Here is a 26,149-nt window from a genome sequence, read left to right as displayed (position 1 = left end):
TTTCTAGTTTTGCCAAAAGACAGTTTATCCATCGTCTGATAAATCAATACTTCTGTAAATGACTAGATAGAGTACTATAGCATAATTGTCCATCTAAGAAAACATTTGATAAAAAACTCAAAAATTAAAAGATAAAATCATAAAAATTCACATAAAAACAACAGCCCTAATGCAGTAGTTCTGCATCAGAGCTGTTGTGACTTTTTAATTTGAGAAATATTTAAACAATTTATTGTAAATTAAGGACAATTTCTCTCCCAGAAAGAGTGACAATGGTTAACGCTCCATCGCTGAGCTTAACTTTCAAATCTTGCTCAGGTGAATGCTTGAAGACGTCATCAGCTTGATCAGCCTGAATATCCAAAGCCTCCTCTGAAGGTGAACCAAATATAGCCGACGCGAGCCAATGAATGCCCGGCAGAAGGGTGGTCGTCAGCATCGGCAGGACCGTCCGAGGGCGAAGGAGATTCGTATTGGCATTCGGCCAAACCAGCTCACCCTTCCGGCAGCCTAGCAAATCCTTGATTCCACTGGTTCCCCAAGCAGTGGAGGCCATCGCACCAGCCACATCGATCTTCGATAACATTTCATTCTCTTGCCCAAGTGCGAATCCACCCTCTGCGGTATCCAGCGACCGTCCAGTTTCGACTCGATGAATCCGAATATGCCAAGGAAGTCCGGCGACAACCCAAGTCTGAACCTCGACATTGGCCCACGGCCTCCAGACGGAACGAAGGACGTTGTCTATAATCTCAGACTCTATATTCTGGCGTCGTACCCGGTATAAGTTGTCTCCGCGCTCACTCAGCGCAAGCATAGAGTCGAACGCTCCTTGGGAGAGCCCCCATTCGGAGCGGGGCACGCTGAAGCCGAAGCCTGTTGAATACACGAATTTCTCGTATTTGGCCGAGGTATGGGTATGTTCATTCGTGTATAAATGTCCGCTGTTGAAGGCTGCCACATGACCGGAAGCGGGCTCGCGGACGATGACAAGATGTGCAGGCTTCTGAACCATGACAGCCGGAATGGCCGGTAGCGGCAGTTCCTCTTCCTTCCAGAACGGATGATCCGCCCCTAGAGCCAGCGGCAGGAAAGTCTTTAACGCCCAATACGGAGAACCGGGAGCATTGTAATTCTCCGCCATGACCAGATTCGGGTAAGTATATCCGATGGTCAGTACGCCATCGGCGTCAACAATCGGCTGGCTGAACCACCAACGCAGATTTCGCAGCACCAGACCTTTCACCACGCCAGCCGGAAATCCTTCAACATCTGCATAGGCAACGGCGCTCCAAAATGCCGACTGGGCAAAGCGGTAAGTCAAGCTACGTCCATAAGGAAGTGTGGAGCCGTCGGGTGCGAACCAGCCGATGAAATCGACAGCAAACAATCGAGCCCGTTCTTTGAACACACGGGAACGTTCGGGGTCTTCCTGCTTCATCAGCTTTGCGTACAGCAGCGCATAGTAATGTATAGCAAAAGGTACATAATAATCGCTGTGGCCATTAATTCCGTCGCTGTACCAGCCCTCTCCCAAATAGAAATCATCCATGCGCTTCAAATTGTTTTCTAGCTGCCTTGCGTCGTAGGAACGGCCGATTTTACGGAATCCGACATTGACTAGAACGTTGAAGAACAGCCAATTGCAGTCATAGCAAGGATGGGCATTTATTTGATTCAGCCAGCGGTATAATTGATCCTGCTCCTTCGGAGCAAGCGGCAACCAAATCCGTTCCGGAATGGCTGCCAATGCGAAGCCGAAAACCGCCATTTCAACCAAACGCTGGTCGTAATCCTTCACCTCTCCCCAATATTCTTCATGAGAAGGATCGGTGCCATGCCGAATGCCATCCAGCACGATGTCCCAGAGTTCGCTGTCCCCACCACCAATGAGCAAGGGTACCAAACCCCACAACACCCGCGAGAAACCTTCCATTTCAGCATTTGCTGCCGAATAGCTCGCCCCTGTTCTACCGATTTTAAGTCGTGCGCTGCCTTTGCTGTAGTGCGGCCGAAGCGGATCCGTCAGCTGCTCAAGAGCGATTACCAGATTCTCACGGGTCTTTAGCGGATTATCGCCAATACGAGAAAAAGATTTCTCATTGTTCATCATAATCCCCCCTACTCCCAATAGAAGGGTCCTGCTGCTTTAAGCCGAGCCAGTGCTTCGACATAGAAAAAATCACCGTAGATAAGAGGAACATCTATATTCCGGTTCTCAGGGTAGTTACTTGTACCATGAAGCAGCAACCCTTCCTCGTCCGCATTGTCCCAACTGCCATAATTCCTGTAGAGAGATTCCACTATTCTTATAGCCCCGTTCCGGTACACATGGGACTCCGAATCATCCACCTGGACGGCTAGCAGCAGCAATCCACTCGCTGCGCAGGAACCAGCGGAGCTATCACGTATCTCGCCGACTTCACCGGGAGCGCGGAAATCCCAATGTGGAACGTGATCCTCCGGCAGTCGGGTCAAGAAGAAATGCGCTACCTGCTTGGCTCCATCCAAGTAGCTTTGCTTTCCCGTATGATGATAGGCAAGCGCTAGGCCGTAAATAGCCCAAGCCGTGCCGCGTGACCAAGCCGATTCGGGCGCAAAGCCTTGCCCACCAAGCTTCTCCACCACTTCACCCGTCTCCGGGTTGAATTTGACGATGTGGTACACGGAGCCGTCCGGTCGGATAAAATGCTCCAGCACAGTATCCATATGCGCCTCTGCGATATGACGATAGCGGGGATCACCCGTTGTCTCGGAAGCCCAGAACAACAGGCTGGTGTTCATGCAGCAGTCGATTATAGCAACTCCACTATTGTCCTTCCCTACACTCCATGGATTCCAAGCCCGAATATAATGCCCTTTCAGATTGAAGCGGGCTGCCAGGTAGTTGGCTGCCTTTAATGCTCGAATTCGTGATTCCTCGCTACCCGTCAATTTGTAATTCGCCACACTGGTAAGAATCCACATGAAGCCTAAATCGTGGTCCAGCTTAACGTAGCCGTCCAGTACCTCGTCGAGTCTCTCTTCGCAGCGCTCCGCGATCATTTTAAGACTTTCGTCTCCACTCTCAGAATAAAACTGCCAGAGCATTCCCGGCCAGAACCCTGCTGTCCACCAGTTCGGCGCTTCAAGCAAGTATTTACCACCTTGACTGGCATGTGGAAATTCTGCGCCGATTTTCCGACTGTTACTTCTTGTCTTTTCAAGTGCCTTGTTCCATGCTTCATCCAGCCAAGTTTGTTTTTCCGCTATATTCATTTCAAACACCGCCTTCTTCGAATAGTTCTCTATTTCTTTCATCATTTATATAAATTGAAAGGTGAATGTCAATTTCCCTTCAGAACCGGGCTGAAGAGCATGAAAGTCGAGCGTATGCCAGACCGTATCCCTGCCAAAATGATCGCGGTACTCACGTGTGATAATCTCTGGCTCTACGATCTGGACATCATAAGTCACTTCCACTCCGCCTACTCCAGTTCCGGGCAGCAGCACGACACCAGAACGAAGGATCTTCGGACGACGCCAGGTTACGAACCGCTCTGTCCAGCTCACTGACTTACCGTTATACTGGTACTCGTCGACTAACTCCAAACGAGGACGCTGCTCTTTATACCAAACCATAGAGCGGATCAGGGATTGGAGATCTTCCGCTTCGTATGCCTGAGACAGCTCTAGCTTCAACTCGTCCCGCTCCACCCCAGCCGACGCATACAGAACTGTAGCACTATGCTTCCTGCCAGCCAGTTGATACTGGCCGTCGATGATCGGAACCGAATGTCCCTGCGAGCCGTTACAATCATATTGATAACGGCCAGCCCCAAAATATTCAGCCGTATACTCTCCACTGCCGAGATCAGCTGCATAGATTTCGCCTCCACCTAACAGAATGAACTGTCCCAGATCATTATGATTATGAGGTTCAGCGTTATGCCCTCCCTTCGCCGCGAAGCCGAACGAGCTTCCTCCGGATATATATCGTGAAACGAGCCATGCCGCATCAGGAAGATAATAGCTGGCCGCTTTCCAATCCTGGTTCTCTTCCAGATCACTGGTCTTTCTCCAAATCAGATTTCGAAAGGCCGGGGCCCAGCGACTACAGTGATCCTCTGTGAAAGGAGCACGCAGCTCAGAAGGTGGACATTCGACATCTGGATAGATATCAGCTAAATAATGAGACAGTCCCATATGAATGTGAATTTGAGGCTCAGAGTCAGAGAAATTAGCGACAAAGCTGCTCCCAAGAAAACATTTCTGCTGGAATTGAGCAATGCTCCGCACTTTGTCCGTTGCAAACCAGTCTGCTCTTCCCTCACTTCTAACCCGGAGAAGATCGCTGTAATACGTGAAATAGCCAAATCCGTAGTTCCAGTAACTCAGACCTTCAAGGCAGGCCCCATCTTCCCCGAAGCCTTCCAGATAGTAGCTCATGCTGCGCTCTGTCTTCAGCAGGATATTCGTCAGCGCAGCAGGATCATCCAACATCAATAAGGCGGCTGCCCCGATCGACCCTGCGCACACTGCTGCCCAGTTATGACGTGCGGTCTCCCATTCATAAGGACCATGTTCTATAAAAGGTCGAAGTATTCTCTGCTCTACTTCATGTCTGATTCGGGATTGAAGAAGCAGCGGAAGTCGTTCTCCCAGTAGAAGTAAAACTTCACTAAGGGTAAAAGCGGTCTCTGAGGAGAACAGATCAATAAACTGATTGATATTCACTGAATGATGATCTAAAGGAAGATGGGCTGGCAGGCACCATGTGTACTCTTCGCATATAGACCACAGGATGTTTTCCAGATTCTCCAGAAGTCTGAGATCATCCGGCTCAAGCAAGCTCATAAACACATATGTGTTCAGCCTTCTTCTCCGTTCAAAATATACCCGTTCATACTCCAACCTCGAACCCGTGCGCGCAAAAATTGAAAATAGCGTATCCGTCAGCTCCGCTATAGGCTGCCCGTCTATTCTTAGAGCCTCTGCACGGATTTCGCTGATATCTTCCTTTAACGTCTCTGAAGAGGCTGCCTGTTTCCAAAAAGCATCCGAAGCTCCATTCGGATAATACAAGCTCAGATTTGCCGGCTTCAGCACTTGGACAATTTCGAAAAGCTCCTGTCTGTTCATGCTTTCTTCCTCCCTTTGCCCAGTTAGATCAGATCCACCTCTATCTACTCAAGGCATGATCTCTCATAACATCCTCACCGGCTGCAATTCTTTGTGCGGTCCATTTCAATTCTGTCCCTGCCCAGAAAGGATCTGCAGGCAGTAGCCCCAGTGGAAGGAATACCGAAGCGCATAAATAAAGACTTCCCGTATTGATGTAGCTCTCAGCAAGCTCCGGCTGGTAGCCGTATACCCCTGGACGTAGCCATCCGGCCTCATCCAATGTCCCCGTAAATCCCATAGTCCGTGTAATTAAAGCAGTCAAGGCGCAGCGTACCTGTGAGGGGAATAGCGCATCCTCCAGAAAATGCTGCAGCGCCGCTTGGGATAGCAGTTGAAATGCACCAAAACGGTAAACGATGGAACGCCCGATGAACGGATACGTACCGTCTGGCGCAATCATTCGTTCCAGAACCGTTGCGTATCGTTGTGCCCGCTCTACAATCAAGAGCTTCAATTCGGAATATTGCTCCGATTCCCGTTCAAAGAGTGTAACCACATCCACAAGCATCGGCTGAATGACAAAGCTATTGTAATAATCCCAGTGGAAATCCTTACCGTCCCCGTATATGCCATCCCCTTTGTACCAATCCATAAACATATGGATCGCATATCCCACGCGCATCCGGTCATATTCTGAATCGCCGAGGATATATAAAGCTGCTTCGACCATTGCGCTAAATAACAGCCAGTTGCTACCGCTAGGCGCTGTCCGGCGCGTTTGCTTCAAAGCTGTTATTAAATTACCTTTCACCCGCTCATTCAGCTGCCCTGCAAGCCGCTTCGGTGCACGCACCAAAGCATGAGCGAGGAATGCCGCATCGACCAACGGTTGGCCTTCGGACTTAAAATCCATATAGTCAGGCGATGATGGATCAACAGCAGCATCGATGCATTCCAGCATCAATATGACATAACGAGCCCTGAGCACTTCTTCTTCACCCTCCAGCCCTTTAAGCTCTAGCCAGGGAGCCATTCCACAGGATAACCTAGAGAATGCTTCCAAGTGCGCAAATGAACTCCTGTCACTGTTAAACTCCGTAGGTAGCCGTTCCTTTAATTTTCTCTGCGACAAAGCGTCAAGCACTGGGTCCCCGATCTTTAGCATCGTGTCCAGCCAATATTTACGCTGTTTCGTACCATTCATACACAATACCGCCCTTCCAGTTGCGTCTATTCAGCAGATGCAGGTTCCCGTTACTCTTGTTCTGACCAGCTATATACTTGGTTGATTGCGTAATCTTCTTCTATAGTTTAGTGTTATGTTATTGCAATGTCTTTGCGATTTATGATCATTTATTGCGTATCTTGCGATCAATTTGAAAGGGGCTCTCTCGATGAAACATGCCCAGTATTATCAGCCGTTCGAAGGCGACATACTGGCGGGCATCGGCAATTCACCGATCTCACCCACCAAAGATTTTCATATTCATGATCACTTTGAAATCTTTCTATTTTTAGGCGGCACGGTGAACGGATTTGTGGATCAATATAGCTATCCGCTTCAGCGGGGCAATGTGCTCTTATTCAACAATCACGAGATTCATAAAATCATTAATCTATCTCCGGAGCCTTACGAACGTTTAACTATTCATTTCAAAGCTCCACTTGTATATCCCTTCTGTACTGCAACTACAAATCTGCTCGCCTGCTTCCAGAACCGTCAGAACGGAGAGTATAATCTGGCTCAAATGGATGAAGCGCTGCTTGCAGAGTTTATGGCGCTTGCTTCCTGCCTGATTGCATCCTTGGAGAACCCTCAATACGGCAGCGAGGTTTTGGCCCTTACATATCTGATTCAGATCCTTATCCTCATTAATGAGCTATATAGCCGTACCGTTTCCACTATACCTAGCATTATTTCCTCACATATTCAAACAGCCATGAGCTATATTGATAACCATCTCCATCTGAATCTATCGCTTGAGCAGATCGCCGGGGAGTTGAACGTCGATAAATATTATCTTAGTCACCTGTTCAAGCAACAGACCGGAGGAACAATCTACCGTTACGTCCTGCTGAAAAAGATCGCGTTATCCAAACAGCTCTTAACCGCTGGAAACTCCGTTTCCGATACCTGTTATCTATCCGGCTTCAATGACTATGCCAATTTCATTCGTACCTTCAAGAACATCACGGGCATTCCACCTGGAAAATACGGCAAAAAAAGCTGATCTTGCCACTTATCAACGCTCCGCAATTGTACTCTGAAGCTATAAAGAACCTGACAGCCCGCTACAGCAGCTGCCAGGTTCATTGAAGTACGGGCCTTACAAATGCCCCAGCAGATTGGCAATGACTTGTGCACTTTCGGCACGGGTCATCAGCTCTTGAGGCGCGAATTGCTTATTGCCGCGTCCCTTAATGAGCTCCGTCTGCTCAGCAATCCTTGCTGACTTCTGTGCCCAGTCATGAATCTGGGAATAATCACTGAACGAGCCCGCAGAAACTTCTTCTACCTTGCTGCCATGTAAATATTCATAAGCCCTGACGATCATCACAGCCATTTCCTCACGGGTGATGCTGTGATCCGGTGCGAAAGTATCCGAACTGCGGCCAAATACAATGCCCGCTTCGCTTACAGCTGCAACGGCTTCGGCATACCAGGCTTTGGAGTCCACGTCAACGAACGTCGAATGACCTCCTGCCTCTAACCCTAACGCTCTTGCAATCATGGTCGCGAATTGTGCTCTTGTCACTTTCCCCTGTGGATTAAATTCGGTATTAGAAATGCCTTGAATAATATGTTTGGCAGCCATGGTCTTAATAACATTACTAGCCCAACTATCTGCACTGACATCCGAGAAAACCTTGTCATATTCCAGGACCGCAAACTGGCTAAAATGCTGTATTTCCGCATTCCATTTTCCAGCAGTTAGCGTTCCACCCATAAACTCAAGAGCTCCGTCCCCGGCGATATAGTAGAGGCCGAGCAAATCGGTATTGGCATCCGAATCGACGGTGAAGGTAATCGTCAATGGCTTGTCAAAACGGGGGATCGGAATGGCAGTACCGTCCACACCTATACCTTCCAAGCTGAAGTTAATTACATCGCTTGCAGCAGTTAACTGAACCGAACGGTTGACAGCCGGGTTATTCATAAGCTGTTCCACGACAGCTCTTGATACCTTCCCGGCCGAGAGCTTGAGGCGTGCCCCATCTGCTTGATCTCCCCCAGCTTTCTCTTGGATGCTCTTCAGCGCTTCCGGAGTCAGCTGAATAGTTAACGTAGGCCATACGAGACGTAGCGTATTTACCCCGATGAGTTCTGATAACCCCTCAGGAAGCAGTACGGAATCTGTAGTTTCGTTAAGCTGAACCGTTATAACCCCTCCAACCGGAGCGGTAAAATCATCTCTGTCAAGAATCCGTGTGGTTTGCGTCAGCGGTGTTGATGTTGGTAATATCGTCGGCGCTGTTGTTGACACTGGGCCCGGGGTCACTGCAGGTGCAGGTGTTGGCGCCGGACTTGCTGTGGGTTCAACTGTCGGTGTTGGTTCTGCCGTTGGTGTTGAAGTCGGCGGTTGCTGAGCTTCGGCAATTGTAACTGTTCTAGTGACTTCTGCTGCCGCGTTGCCTACGGAATCGCTCACATTATAATGATAAATGTAAGTACCCTCCACTGTAGTATCTAGCGTTTCGATACTGTTTCCATCCTTCGTAATCGTAGCTGTAATACGTTCTGTGATGTCGCCATCGCGGTCATCTACTGCTGTGGCTCCAGCATCTGTATAGCTAGCACCATTATCCAGTTGAACAGATGGTTCACCAAGCAGGGTAATGATCGGCTTCAATACATCCGGATCTTCCGATACGATTACTTTTCGGGTAACTTCAGTAGCCGCGTTGCCTGCAGCATCGCTGACATTGTAATGGAAAGTGTAGATATCCGCTTTCGCCGTATCTAATTCAGTTAGACCATACACTTCACTGCTGACCGTTGTAGTGATGCGGTCTGTGATGTCACCGTCCTCGTCGTCATACGCTGAGGCTCCGGCATCTGTATATTCAGATCCTATCGGCAGATTAACAGTAGTCTCACCATTCAGGGTAATCACCGGTTGAAGACGATCCGGCTCCGGCAGCTTAATCGTTCCGCTGGCAGCAGCTTCCGCCTTCGCCTCGCCCTTGCTCAGCGATACTGTGAAGCTGAAGCTGCCGGCTGTATCATCCGTGGCTTCCTGGAACGAAGATAGGGTGATATCACCCATCGTAACCCCCGTATCACTGAACCCGATTAAACCGTTCATCGTTTGGAGCAGCCAGGTCCGGACTCCGTCTTCGCTGTTAGCTGTTTCCTTCTGCACGCTATATGCAGCACCTTCTATAATACTTTTAGCCTCGTTTACAGCCTGCTCATTGACAATGCTGAACCTGTCCTTCGCCACTGCTAAGTAACTGATCACAGATGCCTGAGTATTCGTATTGTTTATCGAATATTTCACGACGCCGCTCACCGGCAGCGTAAAGTTATGAGTGATCGTGATGCCATTAGGACCTGCGAGTACACCGGTCTTGACCGTTTCGTTCACCGTTTTCCCTTCAGCATCCATATAGCTAAGCGTAATATCCATCGTGCGGTTGCTCATATTCCACCAGTCCCGATGGAATGATGTAATCGTGTACTTCCCTGCGTTTAGTGGGAGGGTGTAGATCAGAGGTGTATTCTTTGTATTCGAGCTGTAGACACCTGTCTGAGTTTTATCCGTAATAACCACGGCACCTCCGAGCCCCTTGAGATTATAATTTGCTCCTGTATTGGTATGACCCCACATAGCACCTGTTGATAGTTGATCCGCAGTGCTGTTCAGGAGGCTGTCGCCCACGAAATTTTTGATCACCGTATAGGGTGGTGTGACACCATCCGCCGAAACACCAACATCCAAAAAGTATACGAGACCTTCTGGCACCACTTCTACATAAGCAGTGGTTTTTAGATTGCCATAAGTACCAGTTACAGCTACCCTTTCATACGGCGTGTTGAAGCTAACTGCACCTACATTCCACTTCACTGGCACAAGTAATTTAGATCCGTCTTCACGGGTAGCCTCCAGCTTATCAGGAAGAGTCGGCAGTTTACCGACAGAAGTGGCAGTATCCTGAGGAGCCGCAAGCTCCCTTACATCCCCTGTAGTCAACTGGTTCTGAGCGGAAGTGAGACGTCCCGCAAGATGAATGGCTCCTTCTTGATCCAATCTGTAGTCAGCCGCATTCTCCAGCGCTTCCTCTGCGGCACGCTGTGCGGTGGCAAAAAGCAGCCAATCTCTCTCAGAATACTCATCCAGCTTGTTAATTTCTTTTGCAGCGGTTACTGCGGCTTGCAGCGTTGCTGTATCCACAGCACCTTTTACTTCACCGGAAACAACTGCCACCGCGTCCACAACCAAAGTGCCGCTTAATACCCTTATCTGAACGTTATGCTGTCCATATTTAAGTCCGCGAAGCGTGTACGTTTGGTAAAGTTCTTTAGAGGCCATCGTATCGGCTGACAGCATGACAATTTCATCATCAACAGTCACTTCTAACTTAGCCGAGCCATTATTCGGTCCCAGAATATCTAGCCCAGTGCCTTCAAAAGAATATTCCATCGTTGCATCCGCACCTTGACTAGTGGATAAGGAACGTTGGTAAATATACATACCGGCACCATTTTGATGACTCCACAATCCGTTGTATTGCAATTTAGGGTTAGGTGTAGCTGCCAGGTCATACATTTCAAGATTATCCAGTAGTTCGGAATAGTACGGCGCATAGCCGTCAACCGTCTCAACTTTCAAATTGTCGAAGCGAACATGATAATATCCGCTGGCTAAATCTACCCGTCCAGACAATTCTGGATTTGGATCTGCATAAGCGGCCAGTTTCACATCATCCAGATAAGCAGTCACTTTATCGCCTGCAACTTGAACGGCTATGTTATGCCAAGCATCATGTGCGGCGTTGAATCCAGCCAGCTTAACTCCACCGGAACCGCTCACTACATTCCCACTCGCTACTGCACTATTATTGACCAGCAGCTGCCAGCCTCCGTCAAACCAGAATTTCAGCACATAAGGTGTGCCGTTTATAGTGTGAGAGCTGCCACCTCCTTGATACCGTGCACCAATCGCAGCATAATTGTCTCCTTCCTGCGTACTGTTCGTCTCGAACGAAACATCAACACTAGCCTTGTAATTCGTCCATCGGTTATCACCGATAGCTGTTACGGGGTCTCCACCGTTCCAAGTGCCACCTAGCCCCATCATTTCGGTATCCAGCTGTTGGCGCAGAACATAGTTGTCCGTCCCGTCCGGAAGATAAGCCTCGAAGGCGCCGTTACGGTCATGCGTATAGCGCGGTATCACACTTTTAGAGCCGCCACGGGATTCTATATAGCTTTGGGTGCCCACACTCTGCCCGCCTGCCCCGATTTTCACAACGGATTGATTGGAATAGTCAAAATCATCCGCATACAGGATATTGTCTGTGGTATTTTGCACCCTGCCCGTTGCATCGGTATCAAGCACGGTGCGGTCGCCTTCTACAGGTATCGGCGTCTGAAATGCCTCATTATCCTTATTCTCCAAAGTGGTCACAGTCACTGTCGAATATGGTTTGACATGAATGGTATAAACCCCGCTGCCATCAGCAACGATATCCCCGAGATATTTCATATAATTGCTGTTAAAAGCTTTTCCCGCGTCTGCCGCACGAGTCTCCCACACTTCCAGTGATGGATTGTCCGTATAACCCATATTGACTGTCTGTAGCTTGTAGGTTTTAGCATACTCGCTGTCATTTACGATAACGGTCGAGAAATCACTCTTATCAGGTGCAGCAAGAGTCATATAGCTAGGAGAACCGTTGCGGCCGCTGACAGGGTTAGTGCCTGTTGCCCCCGTAGAGCTAGCCTTAGGAACCGCTCTCCAAATCCCTGCCGTATTATTCTCGTTCTCCCAGCCCAGATTTGCGAACCAGCTGTAATGCTGCAGTGTAACAAGACCTGCATCATAGTGAATCCAGCCCGACCACGGATCACGTGCGCTAACTAGTTCCTTAAATGAATATTGTCCACCCTCGTAGAATGAACCGATGGCTGGCTGATAAATAAAATGCGTCCGGCGGGAATTGACGAATCCTTTAATAATCGTATTGCTCATCTCCAGCGGACTGCCAACACCGCCGATGCCGGTTCCTTCCACTGTAGGGTCTTTCACATTATTGTTGGGACGGAAAGCAGAGTTACTGAAGGTTGACTGCGCCTCACTGTTCCATACTTCAATATCATATTGTTCCGCGAGCTTTTTGAAATTCCCTGCGCTGTCGTCGTCAGTGTTATAGTGATATCCGGCGATCGGAGCCGCATCCCTTAGTGAAGCGTCGCTTACCATACTGCCGCCAAAGGAACCGATCCCTACTTCATCAGAGATCACAACCTTGATCTGGTTATAGAGCGCTTGCTCCTCTGGACTTGCAAAACCTTCGTTATCTGTTTTAACTCGCTCAGCGTACTGTTTGGTCCATGTCAAATCCGGCGAATGCTCGTTGATATGAGGATTCACGTAGTCGACCATATAACCATACTCTCGGTAAGCGGCAAGAATCGTCTTTTTATACCAGGTATAGATTTTATCGTTGTTGCTTGCCCAGGCCGGAGCACTCCATCGCAGAATGCTGACCTTGAGACTCGGATTAGTAGCCTTGGCGTCTGCCGCAAGCTGGAATCCGGGATGCCGGGTGACATTGGCTTCTTCATCGGCCGTACGCATGGTAGCCGGGTCCGGACCGGTAGAATTGTTGCGGTCATTGCCCATCTCGATTTTTACATGCGTCATAATGGGATGATCTCCACCGAACAGAATCCGCAGCATCTCCATGTATGCATCCGGATGCTCTGCCTTATAATCCATCAATAGGGCACTGGTGCTGTTGGCACTCAGTACGCCAAATCCCTTGAACGTGAGGCCGTTGACATTGTCTGCTTTAATATCGTTGCCGTCGAGCAGAACCTTGACCATAGAAGCTGCGGTCTGCCGAGCCTCTTCGATCTCTTTCTGAATCCCGCCCTTAGCAATGGCGAACCAGCTCAAGATAGATTTCTCACCGGAAACATAGGCATAGGTTAATGTCATAGGACTGCTAGCGTCGATATCACCGGGAATAGTGAATTCGCCGGAAATAAGCTGAGTGACATTAGTATTGAATGGTGCAAACGATATCGTCTTTGTTACCCCATTTGTATCCTTATATTCGATCTGAGGCTGTATTACTCGAGTGCGGCTACCATACCAATCATGAAAACCACTACTGAGTGTATAGGTTCCAGCTTCTGGAGCCATTAATTTATATACAATATGATTGCTAGTAGGGTCGGCACGAAGTCCTACTGTCCATATAGATGGATCAGTTGCAGGATCGGCAAGTCCCCCGTCTTTGGAGTTTTTCACTTTGTTTATGGAATCATCAAATCCCCAGATTGTCGTTCCGCTGACATATTTCTGATCCGGTGACTGGTTGATTAGCAAGCTACCTGTCAGCGTTTTGACTGCTTCGTACAACGGCGAAGCAGTAGGGACATTTCCTACGGAATCTCCCCCCCTGCCGCTATCCACAAAGTAAACCAATGGATGGTTTGAAGATGGGATAACTTCTACGCTGGCAACAACCGGTTCTCCGTTCGCTGTACCAGTTACTGACACTGTGTCATAAGGTACGGCAAAGGTATCTTCGCCAATATTCCATTTCACAGTTGCAGACTGGCCTCCAATATCAATGCTAGCAGGCAAAGTAGTTTCTGCAGATGTCTGCACGCCCATATGGGCAGCTGCGAAGATCGGATCCATTGTTGCCGCAAATACAGTTGGCATATGGAATGCCGGAAACATTCCTACTACGAGCGCAGTGGTCATCATTATTGAGATTAACTTTTTTCCAATGGCGTACTTTCTGTTCATTCTCTAATCCTCCTTTTTGCTGCAAATAGCTTTTCGGTATGCTCCATGCTGGAATTTGTCAACGGCAAAGACAACAAGAAAGCGCATTCATTTCATAGGTAAGCTAAAAAAACTGGCAGCATGCGAAGACTGCAACTGCCAGGTTCAACCTATCTAGCCTTTAATACCAGATGCTGCGACGCCTTGCACGAAGTACTTCTGAAGTGCCAAGAAAACAATCACAACCGGAATAATGGAAACCACACTTGCAGCCATAATTAGACCGTATTCGGCGGAATATTGCGAAATGAACATTCGGAGTCCAATTTGAATGGTCTTAAGCTTTGTATCCGTCAAATAAATCATTGGTCCCAAAAAGTCATTCCATGTGGCAACAAAGGTGAAGATCGTCAATGTGGACAAGGCTGGCTTAGATAACGGCAGCATGATTCTCGCCCAAATCCCATATTCGCTCAAGCCATCGATTCGGGCCGCCTCGCATAATTCATCTGGGACTCCCTGATAGAACTGGCGCATCAGAAATACTCCGAAAGCCGAGAATGCCTGCAATAGAATGATTGCCAGATGGGTATTATTAAGTCCCATGTAACGCATCAAGATAAATTGCGGCACCATATATGCCTGCCAAGGAATCGCAATCGTAGCGATATATCCAAGGAATAATACATTTTTCCCTCTGAATTGCAGTTTGGAGAACGCATAAGCAGCAAAGCTTGAAGTCAGTAGCTGCAATATCGTTACGATAATTGATAATTTCGCTGTGTTATAAATGAAGCGGTCCAGCGGAATTCGGGTCCAGATATCCACGAAATTCTCCCAGCGCGGATTTGCCGGAATCCATTGCATCGGAAACGAGAACACATCCTTGTTCAGCTTGAGTGAAGAAGACAACATCCATATATATGGAACAAGCATACAGAGCACTGTCGCAAATAACAAAATATACACTAGCACCATTGTGCCGATTCTAATTCCTTTATTTGTACCCACCATATCTTTTGAATCCTCCTATTGTCCGTATTTCTTCTCGCCGCGGAACTGGACGATGGTGATGCCAAGTACCAGCAGAAACAATACAATGGCCATGGCGCTGGCATATCCGTAATCAAGCGAACGGAACGCCGTATTGTAGATTTGATAAACCATAACCCTTGTAGAATCGTTCAGCTGGTTATCAGCGCCGGCAAATAGGTTGATAAAGATATCGTAGACTTTGAATGAATTGATGACTAGAATCATCAGCACAAAGAAGGAGGTAGGCGCCAGCTGAGGGACCGTCACATTGCGGAATCTTCTCCATGCATTGGCTCCATCAAGTTCAGCAGCCTCGTACAATTCAGGGTTGATCCCCTGAAGACCTGCCAAGTAAATGACCATGTAATACCCCATGTTTTTCCATACCGTAAACAGTATTACGGTGAACATCGCCCAGTGTTTATCCGCTGCCCAGCGGGGAAGCTCCTCCAGTGGGATGCCGGTAAGGGTATGCAGAATATTGTTGATCGGACCCATCGTAGGGCTAAAGATAAAGTTCCATACGGCAGCAACAGCTACCAATGAAGCTACATATGGGAAAAAGAATACGGTTCTCATGAAATTGCGGGCCATTATCTTCTGATTAAGCAGAATGGCCAGCGCGAGCGCCACAATCATAGTGAACGGTACTACGCCAATAGTGTAAACAATGGTATTCCATAATGCTTTGTGAAATGTTGTATCTTTGATAAGCCGGGTGAAATTGTCCAGTCCGATATACTTCATTGGATTGGCCCCGTCCCATTTCACAAAAGCAAGAATAAAGGCAAAGAACATGGGTACCAGCGTAAACACGGCAAATCCGATAAAGTTTGGCGCAATGAAGCTGTAAGCTACCAGGTTTTCCCGGACACCTTTAGACAAATGTCGTTTAGGGATCTTTTTTGTACCCAATATGGTTTCGTTCTGCATGCTTTCTCCTCCAAACCTTCTATAAAAGGCGGGCATACACCCGCCCTTAGAATTCACCAACTCTCTTCAGGTTAATTGTTCAAGAGCTGCTGTACGCGCGTATTCATATCCTTCAAACCTTCGTCGATCGAAGCGTTTTTGGTCATAATGTTATCGTGGGCTTCGTTCAGGATGACTTCAATATCTGCACTCTTTTCATGCATTGGCATTTCCAGATACGTCTGAACCGTAGTCAGTGCTGCCTTACTGTTCTCATCCGCAGGGAAACCGTCAATGGATGTGATGGATTGGATAACTTCATCGTTCTTAATCGCTGGAATGGTTCCGGTGGAAGCAATAACTTTGGCACCTTCTTCACCCGTCACAAAGTTCATGAAATCAAGGGCAGCTTCTTTATTTTTAGATTTCTGATTTACAGCCAGGGAAGTAATTGTACCTAGGGTTGTGCCTGCTTCTACACCATCCGGGTGAGGATATTTCACAATTCCCCAGTGGGTTGATTGGGACTCGCCGCTCTTCACCTTTTCAATTTGTGTCGCTATAAACCAGCTACCCATATTCATCATGGCAACGGAATTGTTGTAGAATACACCAGAATAATGCGTACTTGAAGTCTTCAGTGTGGCGTAATCCATAACGATTCCATCTTCCTGTTCTTTCAAGATCCGTTCATAGGTTGGCTTCAGGAAATCATAGTTGCCACCAACAACGTTGTTCTTGCCGTCTAGAATACCGAACAATTGAACTGCACTCCGCCAAGTATGGTAGTGGGCTCCATATACTTTTTCAGCACCACTGCCGGAGGTCATTTTTCTAGCTAGTTCATCATATTGGTCAAATGTCATATCGTTGCTCGGGTACTCCACTCCTGCTTTGTCGAACAAATCCTTATTGTAGTAAACGACCCAGAAATCACTACGGAAAGGAAGCGCATACACTTCGTCGTTCACTTCGATCTGTTCTACAGTACCGCCGTAAACGGATGGATCAATGCTTTTGTCGCCCATAAAGCCCTTGAGCGGCTCCAAGTGATTTTGTTTCACGAGGTTTGAGTATCCAGGAATATCCTTAATCGTAAGAACATCCAGATCGGCACCGCCGGACAACTGTGTACTTAGCATGGTCATATAGTCCGTGGAACCAAGATCGACATATTCGATTGTTACATTCGGATGCTCAGCTTTATAGGCTTCGATCAACGGCTGGTAGTATGCTGTGGCTTCCCAATCCCACAATGCCCATTTCAAGGTCACAGGATCCTGTTTCGGTTCAGCGGAAGCGTTTGCAGAATTGCTCTTTTGTGGAGCAGCTGTTGCAGCACTACCTTCGTTGTTGTTATTACCGGAACATCCGGCCAGCGCACTTAGGGAGAGTATTGTGGCGAAAGTCATGCCATAGAATCTTTTCAATTTCATATAAAAATCCCCTTTTCCTTCTGATTGTTTACACTGATCGGCTCATCCGATCTATTTCAAAGTTTAAGACTTTCCCATCTAGAATGGCATGTATTTTCAAACTCAGTTCATTCACTTTTCTTTGTTCTTCTTTTCCTCCTTGCTTCAAACCTGTAAAATCCTATTTAAAACATGTAAATTTCTCAGCTCCTCTGCCGTCCACTGTATGGAATTGCAGGAATATGCTATGTTGTTAATATGGATATCGGTAAACTAGTTAAGCATATTATAAATTATAAATAGAAGATTCACTTTACACATGCATTTATTCAAGGATATTTTTGAAACCGCTTTATATATTTCCGCATTTCGTAGAGGAGTGTTCACAACGGTAAGAAAATCCACTATTAAAAGCCGTATTATTCTCATCATGACTCTATTCGCGCTACTAATCGCCGCTCTGCTGTCTTTTTTCAGCTATGAATTGATCACCTATTATCAGCGTAAAACAACCATTCAGGCGACCGAGTTCAACCTTCAGCTGGTTTCCCATATTATTGAACAAGATTTGATTAATCTGTCCTCTTTGGCGATGACCAGCAGCACCAACTCGTCCACCAATACATTACTTACTGATTATTTTGTATCTCCAAAGGCAAGTGCCAAGGATGCTGTTAATGTCTTTAACGCCATGCAGGAGGATTTTCGGATCAACCGCTCCAATAGCTATGTCCGCCGCTTGATTGTGACGGGTAACAACGGAAAGTTCCTCCAGTTGGATAATTCCGTCAGTACTTCTATTCCACTTACTGTTCACAATATCGGTCAAATTCCCGGTCTTAACAAAGATGCTGTGGAGCAGTGGGAACAAGTGATCAAGGACCCGCTCTCCACCACGAACGGAATCCCATTTATTCTACCGATTTACGGAGATGGTGCTGCCCGGATTGGAACGGTTTATTTACTCGCTAATACTTCCTTAATTACCGACAAACTGAAGGGTTATTCCCTGCCAGAGAATTCCCGAATGCTGCTAACGCTCGGCAACCATCATTATCAGATCATTGGCGATAAAGTAATTTCCATTACACAACCTTATGAACCGGTATCCTATACCAATGAGAAACCTGTTGGACCACAAACCGAGCTGTCCATGATTAAGCTGGAGGAGGAAGAAAGCCAAATCCTGGTCTCTTATCCCGTACGCAGCGGTGTGATTCTGTCTCAGACATTACCTAATGACTTGTTCGCACCCAAAACAAATATATGGATTCTAGTCATGCTCGGCGTTTGTTTATTGGTTATCGTCTTAAGCGGCATTATTACCTTGTACTTAACCCGTACCATCAGTCTCCCGGTAGAGAAATTAAAGAAGCGAATTGATAAGATTGCCCAGGGCAATTTCCTACTGGACCGCAATATTGAATGGAATAGTGAGCTCGGTGATGTCGGACGGGGGATCAACCGACTGTCTCAGGACATTGTTGCACTCATGGATAGTCAACTTGCAGACGAGAAGCAGAAACAGGAGTTGGAATACCGGATGTTACAGAGTCAGATTAATCCCCACTTTTTATACAATACACTGAATTCGATCAAATGGATGGCTACGATTCAGAATGCAACCGGCATTGCAGAAATGACTACCTCACTCTCCAGATTGCTGCGCAGCATTGCCAAAGACAACCGGAGGCTAATGCCGTTAAAAGATGAGCTAAGCCTGCTTGATGACTATTTTCTGATTCAAAAATACCGGTATGGCAGTACGGTCTCGATGGTGAAGGAAATTGAGAATGAGGGACTGCTCTCCGGCCTGATTCCCCGTTTCACGCTACAGCCCCTGGTTGAGAATGCTATCTTCCATGGCATCGAGCCCAAAGGTAGAGGAGATATACTGATCACGGTGAAGAAAAGCGGTTTTGCCGATATCCTGGTCACAATTGAAGACAACGGTATTGGCATGAAGGAAGAACAAATCTCTACCATTCTGTGTGATGCGGAGGATGAAGCTAAGGGTGTGTTCGAGAACGTTGGACTCCGTAGTGTAAATGAGCGTTTACGGCTAGCCTTTGGGGAGAATTACGGTCTTTCGATTGAGAGTGCGTTGGGCCGATATACCCGAATGAAAATCCTTCTACCCTATATGCAAAAAGAGTAGATTGTCAAATCTAGCAAGGATGTGGTCATATTGATCAAATTATTAATCGCCGACGACGAAGCTCTAGTCTGTATCGGCTTGCAGTCTATGCTGAAATGGGAGCAATATCATATAGAGATTGTAGGCATCGCGCACAATGGTGCCCAAGAAGAAGAAATGATTGACACCCTCCGCCCGGACATTGTAATCAGCGATATTAAAATGCCAATAAAAAGCGGTTTGGAGGTTGCCGCTTCAGTACGCCAAAAATATGGTCGTCTTCCATTGTTCATTATGTTGACCAGTTATGAAGAATTTCCATACGCGCGCGCAGCCATAGAGGTACAGGCCACCGATTATCTGGTAAAGCTGGAACTCACACCGGAAGCACTGGCCGAATCCATTCGAAAGGCGATCTCCTTTCTTGAAAGCTACCAGACGATGGAAAGCTACCCTAAACTTGTTCACCGCAGCAATCTTCAGGCGCAGCGTGATAAATTCTTCATTCGTCTATTCAACAACCTGTTCGAGAATAAGAACCAGTACCTTCTGCAGATTGAGGATTTGGCGTTAGATTTGTCCGAGCCCGCCTACCTCGTATGCACTTGCCGGATTCTAGGACCGGACACTGTCCCACCCCGTGGGGATAAGCTGGTCGCCTTATGTTCAAGTACAGTACAAATGGCAAAGGACACACTGGCTTCTATAAAGCCCTGCTATGTAACCAGTCTGGACTTGCGCAATTTTGCCGTTGCTCTGCCTGTCCCCGGAGTAGATCCCCGTAACTGGATGTCTGACATTGAGAAGCAACTTAAAGACATGGCATCTGTACTACATAACTATTTCAATGTAACGATTATTGGTGCCATAGGGTTTGCAGTCGAAGACCCTTATTTGCTGCGGGAGAGCTATCTAGCAGCCCGAAAGGCATTGCCGATTGCCGTGAAAAAACGGTCTTTTGTTTTCTTTGCAGAAGGTGAATCACTTGAGCAGGAGCATTCACTCTTTGATTTCTCCGAATCTCGTTCGGAGATCCGCCGTGCTTTTGAAGAACTAGATACCCTTGCTTTGTACACCATCATCTCCAAAATGATCGAAATCTTCGAAGACCGGCCTGACTTATTGGTAACCGCTACCGATGCTGCCTGCAATATTCTATATATGGCTACTTCGCTTCTTGCGGATGGAGAAAACATTGTCGAGCATATCTTCGAAAATGAGCCGGAAGGTTACCGGTCCATCTATCAGATGCATACAATTGAAGAAATCGCCGGCTGGTTGGTTAAGTTCCGTGACGGCTGCTCGGAAATTCTCTCTACTCGAAGACAAAGCTATAAAGAACAAATCGTCAAAAATGTCCAGGAATACATCAAAAGAAATCTCGGCACTAAGCTTTCACTGAACCAAGTGGCAGATGTCTTTAATTTCAGTCCCAACTATTTGAGCCATCTGTTCTCCAAAGTCGCTAAGGTCAACTATGTGGAATATATCACGGAAACCAAAATCACTGCAGCCAAGGAAATGATGGCACGAGGAGATGGGCGTATTTACGAAATTTCACAAAAACTTGGTTATGAAAGTGCCTTCTATTTCAGTAAGGTCTTCAAGAAAGTGACGGGGAGTTCTCCCAGAGAATATATGCAACAAATTGAAACAGGTCACTAAGTGATCACCGAACCCAGCAAAGGAAGCTGCAATCCTACGCAATAATAGATACGACTCCATCCGGCAACAAAAAATCTCGTTTCCGAGACAAAGGTCTGGGGAACGAGATTTTTTGTTCGTAATACCAGCCCTATTCGGTAAGCTATCACCAGAGGCAAGTACCCGTAATTATTTCATTTGAGCTTGTTCTTCTCTAGTAGGACCAATTACGCCTGGTACAGGAAGACCTGCTTGACGTAAGAGAACTGTCATTTGACCACGATGATGTGTCTGATGATCAATCAGCGATCTAAGCATAGCACCACGAGGCGTTAATCCAGCAAAGGTCTGCACACTCTCAACCATTTGTTCGTCCGTTAATTTCTCTACTTCAGAAGCAATATTAGCCGCAATGTTCTTATAAGCCTCAACAATCACACTCGCTTGAGCTGGAACTTCCTTCGGATTACCTACTGGAGTAAGTGTTAATCCTACCTGACCCCCAAAGAACATCGGACAGGTTGCCAAATGCCAACCTAACCATCCCAATGAGCTGTGACCTTCCACAATTACCTGATCTAATTTATCATCGGTAAGCGATTCAAGAACACGAATTGTCCCTGCAGAAGCACTTGCCCAATCTCCTAGAAAATCTTGAACTGTTCTGTACATTTTAAAACTCCTTTATTAGTCGTTAAGCAACGATTACTTAGTCATACCAATTAAATTATAACCTGTCACATGTCTTGTTACAAATAATCAAAAATCTGGTCTATGGTTCAGGATGTTACATTTCTACTCGATTATATCGCAATCTGAAAGTATTTCCGGTTTATGGCGCATGCTATCCAAATTGGTTATTTTACGGATTACTTTACACGGTACACCTGCAGCAAAAGAATTTTCTGGGATGTCCTGGGTCACGACACTACCTGCACCGATTACGCATCGATCACCAATCGTAACACCTCCACATACCGTTACATTTGCTGAGAGCCAAACATCGTTACCAATGCTAACTGGCTTAGCATAGCATAAAGACGCAGCATCACCATTTTGATCAAGCATTTGCCTGCGCTCGGAGGCAACGAATGGGTGAATAGGTGTAACGATGGTTACATTAGGTCCAAAACTCACATGATCACCTATCGTAACCTGTGCATCATCCTGGACTGTAAGGTTATAGTTTCCAAAAAAATGATCACCAATTTTTGTATGAACACCATAATGAAAAAAAATGGGACCCTGGATAAAACTATGCTCACCTATGCTATCAAGTAACCGTGACAATATCGCTTCCCGCTCCTCTGTCTCATCCTCAAATGTTCGACTATATTGGCTGCTCAAATTGTGGGCGAGAAGCTTTATACGCTTTAGTTCTGTGTTACCTGGATTGTATAATATCCCTTTGAATATTCGCTCTTCTTCTGTCAAAAGGTTCACCTCTTTTAGTTTTTAGACAGTAAGTTCAATTTGAATGTTTTCCGGCCCTAAAATACTGCTTTCATAATATCCGTCACCTGTGGTCCGCGGCCCACTTAACGTTCTAAAGCCCGCTTCTGCCAAATGCTTGGTTAGCAGATCTACTTGTTCCTTACTGCCTAAGCTGAAAGCTAAATGAGTTAAGCCCGTCCGCAAGAGATCATGAACTCCTTCTACCATATCCGGTCTGCTCATAATCTCCAATCTCGCGCCGCCCTCAAACGTGAGGAAATAGGTTCTTAATCCCGTTTTGGGATTAAGATATTGTCTATTTGACTCAGCATTAAAAAATTGACTATAAAATTGTCTACAGCTCTCTAAATCTTGTACATACATAGCAATATGTTCAATTTTCATATAAATCTCCCTTCCGTCACTATATGTTTTAGTTTCGAACATAATCCCTCGTAATATCGTTAAGCCATTTAAATTTAAAATAACGCATTAAGGCAATCGGGGCTTTAATAACCTCGTCTAAATTGAGGATAATAAATATCGTTATAGGGGAGAGATGCCACACAAACGCACTCATATATCCTAATGGTAATATGATGCCCCACATTACAATCGTGTCACACCAAAAGCCAAATCTAGAATCCCCTCCAGCAACAAATATTCCTCCAATTGTCGTGGAGTTTATCGATTTCGGAAGACAACAATAAGCACAGACAAGAAGCATTCCACTCAAATAAATTTGTGCTTGATCATCCAAATTGACAAGCAGAAACACTATAGGCTTCAGTATTAGCAAAGTGATACCTGCAACGATACCAAACAAGATAGCATATACATTTAATATTTTCCCAGCTTTTTTAGCCATTTCAATTTCGCCATTGCCTAGATATTTACCAACAAGCACGGAACCACCACTTGCAATACCTCCACATAATACAATAACCAGATTCTTGACGACCGAGGCAACTGAATTTGCAGCGACCATATCTGCATTAACATGTCCAATAATTGCAGATGTCACAGTTAATGCGCATCCCCAAACCATATAATTTCCTTGGACAGGTAGTGTATACCTCAAAAAATCCTTAATCAAATTACGCTGAACCATGTCACGAAAAGGTAACCTAAACTTTATATTTGATTTGATCGAGTGGATGATACAGCAACCAAATTCAACGATACGTGCCAAAACTGTAGAGAAAGCAACTGCCACTATAGCCTTTTCTGAATTACCCGGATAAAGTATGAAAATACTTATTACATTCAAGAGAATGTTCAATATAAGGCACATAGAACTGATCCAGGCACTCACACGGGCATTTTCCATGCTTCTAATTACACTAAAGTACATTTGGGATATTCCGCTTATCAGATAGGAGAACGAGATCACTCGCAAGAAACTCGATCCATATCGAATTAACATGTCGTCATTTGTGAAAAAACTCATTAATTGATCCGGCACCAACAGTGATATCCCAAAAAAGATAGCGGATATAATAATAGACATCGTACATCCGATATTAAAAACCCGTTCAATGGTCATCAAATCTTTCTTTCCCCAATACTGAGCAGTCAAAATCCCCACTCCTGCAGCCAATCCCATATAAAACAGTGTCAAAACAAATGTAATTTGCCCAGCCAGCGATACGGCAGACATTGTAGACTGGTTTACAAAACCTAACATGAATATATCTATTGTCACGGCTAACGATGAAATGAGGTTTTGTAAAGCAATCGGAATGACCAAATTTAGCAATTGGCGATTGAATTGCTTATCTCTCATCTCAAGCGTGCTTCTTCATCCAGATCTTCTTTAGTGATCTCTTTGTCCTTGTAATAGTATTTTAGGTCATGTTCATTAATGGTACGCATCACCCTGCATGGATTGCCCACTGCAATGGAGTTAGCCGGAATATCTTTTGTCACAACACTGCCGGCACCAATAACGGTATTTTCTCCAATCGTGACCCCAGGACAAATTGTAACATTCGCCCCGATCCAACAATTATTCTCAATTTTCACCGGATCAGCATACATATATCCTCTGTAGTCTGGATGGATTGGATGTCCCACTGTAGCAATGGTTACAGATGGACCGAACATAACATTTTTTCCGATAATAATTTTAGTGTCGTCCACAAAGTTACAATTAAAATTAATGTACGTTCCATCACCAATCTCAATGTTTGTACCATAGCAAAAATAAAAGGGTGGTTCGATCCACGCCTTCGTTTCTCTTCCAAATATCTCTTGCATGAGTTGTGTACGCTTATCTAGATCATCTGGCGTTGTTAAATTAAAGGCATGCATTTTTCTTTTTGCCTGTAATCTGTCTTCAGGCAGTCCTTCACAGTAATCAGTAAATAGTTTCCCGGAGGCAATACGTTCTCTCATTGTCATGTTTCTGGCTCCTTATAAAATCTATTGGATTTTGTGTTATTGTCGAGCAATATCAAAATTGTATATTTTCTATATAGTCCTATCCACCGAAATCAAATATAATTCTATTAAAATCGTATTTTGTTTGAGGGAGATGTGATTGTGAGTGTAGAACTGGAAGTATTCTCCGATTTATCGGAAGAACTAAATTATAATCTTCCTGATTTTCCGCTATACGTACGAAAAGGAGCACTGAATCATTTCGATAAATATGCAGCAGCATGCCATTGGCATCCGGACCTGGAATTTATTTTAGTGCTAGATGGGAAGATGGAGTATTTTGTAAACGGAGAAATTGTGCTGATTGAACGTGGTAACGGAATATTCGTTAATAGCAAGCGTATGCATTACGGTTTTTCCACTAAAAAATTGGATTGTACATTCATAGTCGTTGCTGTCCATCCTTCACTACTCGGAATAAGCACACATGTAGGCAAAGTATATTGGGATGAGAAATTCGGTTCTAATACTGAAGACTATATTATGATTACTCCACAAAGCACGTGGGGAAAGGAAATCCTGCATTCCTTACATCGGATTTATGAAGAAATGAACAGCACTCCTTGCAAGCCACTACGTCTTCTTTCACTGGCTACTTCACTTTGTGCAGACGTCGGAGATCATATACAGAGGGTTCCTGGGCAGATAAATGATGACCAGTCATGGATTGCCGTTTGGAAAATGACGGGATTTATTCATCATCATTTTGACCTTAAAGTGACCCTGAATGACATCGCTACCGCTGGGTCTGTTTGCAGGAGCAAATGTTGCGAGTTGTTTGGCACGTACATTGGCCAAACGCCTAATACTTATCTGATGCGATATCGTATTCAAAAGAGCTCCGAGATGCTGATGGGAACTAATCGATCGATTAGTGAAATTGCAATGAACTGCGGATTTCAAAGTGCGAGCTATTTTTCATCAGTTTTTCGTAATGAGACTGGATTGACGCCTCAGAATTACCGGAAGAAATCTCGAATACCTTCCCATTAGCTTGTTGACGGGTGCTTCCCAATATAATTCCGTTATTTTATTTATCATTTTCCATTATTTTATCC

The 26,149-nt window shown here is 45.9% G+C and carries 17 protein-coding genes; 4 read left to right on the top strand and 13 right to left on the bottom strand.

Annotated elements, in window-relative coordinates; all coding sequences use genetic code 11:
* Nucleotides 1-229: 229 nt before the first annotated feature.
* From CA598_RS01420 to CA598_RS01405, 4 genes are read right to left on the bottom strand one after another with little or no spacing between them, the layout of a single operon-like run.
* On the bottom strand, nt 230-2,113 hold the full coding sequence (locus CA598_RS01420; protein WP_094875072.1) for a DUF2264 domain-containing protein: 1,884 nt from the start codon (nt 2,111-2,113) through the stop codon (nt 230-232).
* Between the two features lie 8 nt (nt 2,114-2,121).
* Nucleotides 2,122-3,258: a glycoside hydrolase family 88 protein gene (locus CA598_RS01415; RefSeq protein WP_094875156.1), complete on the bottom strand. Its 1,137-nt coding sequence runs from the start codon at nt 3,256-3,258 to the stop codon at nt 2,122-2,124.
* Between the two features lie 45 nt (nt 3,259-3,303).
* Nucleotides 3,304-5,121 (bottom strand): heparinase II/III family protein, encoded by a 1,818-nt coding sequence (locus CA598_RS01410; protein WP_094875071.1) that lies wholly within the window; start codon nt 5,119-5,121, stop codon nt 3,304-3,306.
* Nucleotides 5,122-5,161: 40 nt separating this feature from the next.
* Nucleotides 5,162-6,307: a DUF2264 domain-containing protein gene (locus CA598_RS01405; RefSeq protein WP_094875070.1), complete on the bottom strand. Its 1,146-nt coding sequence runs from the start codon at nt 6,305-6,307 to the stop codon at nt 5,162-5,164.
* Nucleotides 6,308-6,497: 190 nt separating this feature from the next.
* On the opposite strand from CA598_RS01405, the gene CA598_RS01400 reads away from it, so the two are divergent.
* Nucleotides 6,498-7,334 carry an AraC family transcriptional regulator gene (locus tag CA598_RS01400; RefSeq protein ID WP_094875069.1) on the top strand — a complete coding sequence of 279 codons (837 nt, stop codon included), beginning with the start codon at nt 6,498-6,500 and terminating at the stop codon, nt 7,332-7,334.
* A gap of 96 nt (nt 7,335-7,430) precedes the next feature.
* On the opposite strand, the gene CA598_RS01395 is transcribed toward CA598_RS01400, so the two are convergent.
* The 4 genes from CA598_RS01395 to CA598_RS01380 form a co-directional block, all read right to left on the bottom strand.
* Nucleotides 7,431-14,093 carry an S-layer homology domain-containing protein gene (locus CA598_RS01395; RefSeq protein WP_094875068.1) on the bottom strand — a complete coding sequence of 2,221 codons (6,663 nt, stop codon included), beginning with the start codon at nt 14,091-14,093 and terminating at the stop codon, nt 7,431-7,433.
* Nucleotides 14,094-14,246: 153 nt separating this feature from the next.
* On the bottom strand, nt 14,247-15,086 hold the full coding sequence (locus CA598_RS01390) for a carbohydrate ABC transporter permease (RefSeq protein ID WP_094869387.1): 840 nt from the start codon (nt 15,084-15,086) through the stop codon (nt 14,247-14,249).
* A gap of 15 nt (nt 15,087-15,101) precedes the next feature.
* The gene (locus tag CA598_RS01385) at nt 15,102-16,040 is read right to left on the bottom strand and encodes a carbohydrate ABC transporter permease (protein WP_094869388.1); all 939 of its coding nucleotides are present in this window, start codon (nt 16,038-16,040) and stop codon (nt 15,102-15,104) included.
* A gap of 71 nt (nt 16,041-16,111) precedes the next feature.
* On the bottom strand, nt 16,112-17,455 hold the full coding sequence (locus CA598_RS01380; protein ID WP_094875067.1) for an ABC transporter substrate-binding protein: 1,344 nt from the start codon (nt 17,453-17,455) through the stop codon (nt 16,112-16,114).
* 298 nt (nt 17,456-17,753) lie between these two features.
* Between CA598_RS01380 and CA598_RS01375 the strand changes: the two genes are divergently transcribed.
* Both CA598_RS01375 and CA598_RS01370 read left to right on the top strand, forming a co-directional pair.
* Nucleotides 17,754-19,592, top strand: coding sequence for a sensor histidine kinase (locus tag CA598_RS01375; RefSeq protein ID WP_094875066.1), 1,839 nt, complete (start codon nt 17,754-17,756; stop codon nt 19,590-19,592).
* 30 nt (nt 19,593-19,622) lie between these two features.
* Nucleotides 19,623-21,236: a response regulator gene (locus tag CA598_RS01370; RefSeq protein WP_094875065.1), complete on the top strand. Its 1,614-nt coding sequence runs from the start codon at nt 19,623-19,625 to the stop codon at nt 21,234-21,236.
* A gap of 168 nt (nt 21,237-21,404) precedes the next feature.
* Here the strand turns inward: CA598_RS01370 and CA598_RS01365 are convergent, their stop codons facing one another.
* From CA598_RS01365 to CA598_RS01345, 5 genes are all read right to left on the bottom strand, one after another.
* The gene (locus CA598_RS01365; RefSeq protein WP_094869392.1) at nt 21,405-21,887 is read right to left on the bottom strand and encodes a DinB family protein; all 483 of its coding nucleotides are present in this window, start codon (nt 21,885-21,887) and stop codon (nt 21,405-21,407) included.
* Between the two features lie 123 nt (nt 21,888-22,010).
* Nucleotides 22,011-22,658: a sugar O-acetyltransferase gene (locus tag CA598_RS01360; protein WP_256990304.1), complete on the bottom strand. Its 648-nt coding sequence runs from the start codon at nt 22,656-22,658 to the stop codon at nt 22,011-22,013.
* A gap of 12 nt (nt 22,659-22,670) precedes the next feature.
* Nucleotides 22,671-23,054, bottom strand: a complete 384-nt coding sequence (locus tag CA598_RS01355; RefSeq protein ID WP_094875155.1) for a VOC family protein — start codon at nt 23,052-23,054, stop codon at nt 22,671-22,673.
* A 28-nt stretch (nt 23,055-23,082) separates the two neighbouring features.
* A complete protein-coding gene (locus CA598_RS01350) occupies nt 23,083-24,435 on the bottom strand; it encodes an MATE family efflux transporter (protein WP_094875063.1) in 1,353 nt (450 codons plus the stop codon).
* Nucleotides 24,432-25,052, bottom strand: a complete 621-nt coding sequence (locus tag CA598_RS01345) for a sugar O-acetyltransferase (protein WP_094875062.1) — start codon at nt 25,050-25,052, stop codon at nt 24,432-24,434. The genes CA598_RS01350 and CA598_RS01345 overlap by 4 nt, the downstream gene beginning before the upstream one ends.
* 141 nt (nt 25,053-25,193) lie before the next feature.
* On the opposite strand from CA598_RS01345, the gene CA598_RS01340 reads away from it, so the two are divergent.
* Nucleotides 25,194-26,084, top strand: a complete 891-nt coding sequence (locus tag CA598_RS01340; RefSeq protein ID WP_094869396.1) for an AraC family transcriptional regulator — start codon at nt 25,194-25,196, stop codon at nt 26,082-26,084.
* Nucleotides 26,085-26,149 lie beyond the last annotated feature (65 nt).

Origin of the sequence: Paenibacillus sp. VTT E-133291 (assembly GCF_002264395.1) — a bacterium.
GTDB classification, from domain to species: domain Bacteria; phylum Bacillota; class Bacilli; order Paenibacillales; family Paenibacillaceae; genus Paenibacillus_AQ; species Paenibacillus_AQ nitricinens.
The sequence above is the reverse complement of the archived record's forward strand: the minus strand, read 5'-3'. Positions and strand labels throughout refer to the sequence as shown.

What these genes read in the sequence shown, in the direction of transcription:
- CA598_RS01355 (WP_094875155.1), bottom strand. Translation starts at nt 23,054, where the DNA reads ATGAAAATTGAACATATTGCTATGTATGTACAAGATTTAGAGAGCTGT.
- CA598_RS01415 (WP_094875156.1), bottom strand. Translation starts at nt 3,258, where the DNA reads ATGAATATAGCGGAAAAACAAACTTGGCTGGATGAAGCATGGAACAAG.
- CA598_RS01405 (WP_094875070.1), bottom strand. Translation starts at nt 6,307, where the DNA reads ATGAATGGTACGAAACAGCGTAAATATTGGCTGGACACGATGCTAAAG.
- CA598_RS01400 (WP_094875069.1), top strand. Translation starts at nt 6,498, where the DNA reads ATGAAACATGCCCAGTATTATCAGCCGTTCGAAGGCGACATACTGGCG.
- CA598_RS01375 (WP_094875066.1), top strand. Translation starts at nt 17,754, where the DNA reads ATGCATTTATTCAAGGATATTTTTGAAACCGCTTTATATATTTCCGCA.
- CA598_RS01365 (WP_094869392.1), bottom strand. Translation starts at nt 21,887, where the DNA reads ATGTACAGAACAGTTCAAGATTTTCTAGGAGATTGGGCAAGTGCTTCT.
- CA598_RS01390 (WP_094869387.1), bottom strand. Translation starts at nt 15,086, where the DNA reads ATGGTGGGTACAAATAAAGGAATTAGAATCGGCACAATGGTGCTAGTG.
- CA598_RS01380 (WP_094875067.1), bottom strand. Translation starts at nt 17,455, where the DNA reads ATGAAATTGAAAAGATTCTATGGCATGACTTTCGCCACAATACTCTCC.
- CA598_RS01410 (WP_094875071.1), bottom strand. Translation starts at nt 5,121, where the DNA reads ATGAACAGACAGGAGCTTTTCGAAATTGTCCAAGTGCTGAAGCCGGCA.
- CA598_RS01420 (WP_094875072.1), bottom strand. Translation starts at nt 2,113, where the DNA reads ATGATGAACAATGAGAAATCTTTTTCTCGTATTGGCGATAATCCGCTA.
- CA598_RS01350 (WP_094875063.1), bottom strand. Translation starts at nt 24,435, where the DNA reads ATGAGAGATAAGCAATTCAATCGCCAATTGCTAAATTTGGTCATTCCG.
- CA598_RS01345 (WP_094875062.1), bottom strand. Translation starts at nt 25,052, where the DNA reads ATGACAATGAGAGAACGTATTGCCTCCGGGAAACTATTTACTGATTAC.
- CA598_RS01395 (WP_094875068.1), bottom strand. Translation starts at nt 14,093, where the DNA reads ATGAACAGAAAGTACGCCATTGGAAAAAAGTTAATCTCAATAATGATG.
- CA598_RS01385 (WP_094869388.1), bottom strand. Translation starts at nt 16,040, where the DNA reads ATGCAGAACGAAACCATATTGGGTACAAAAAAGATCCCTAAACGACAT.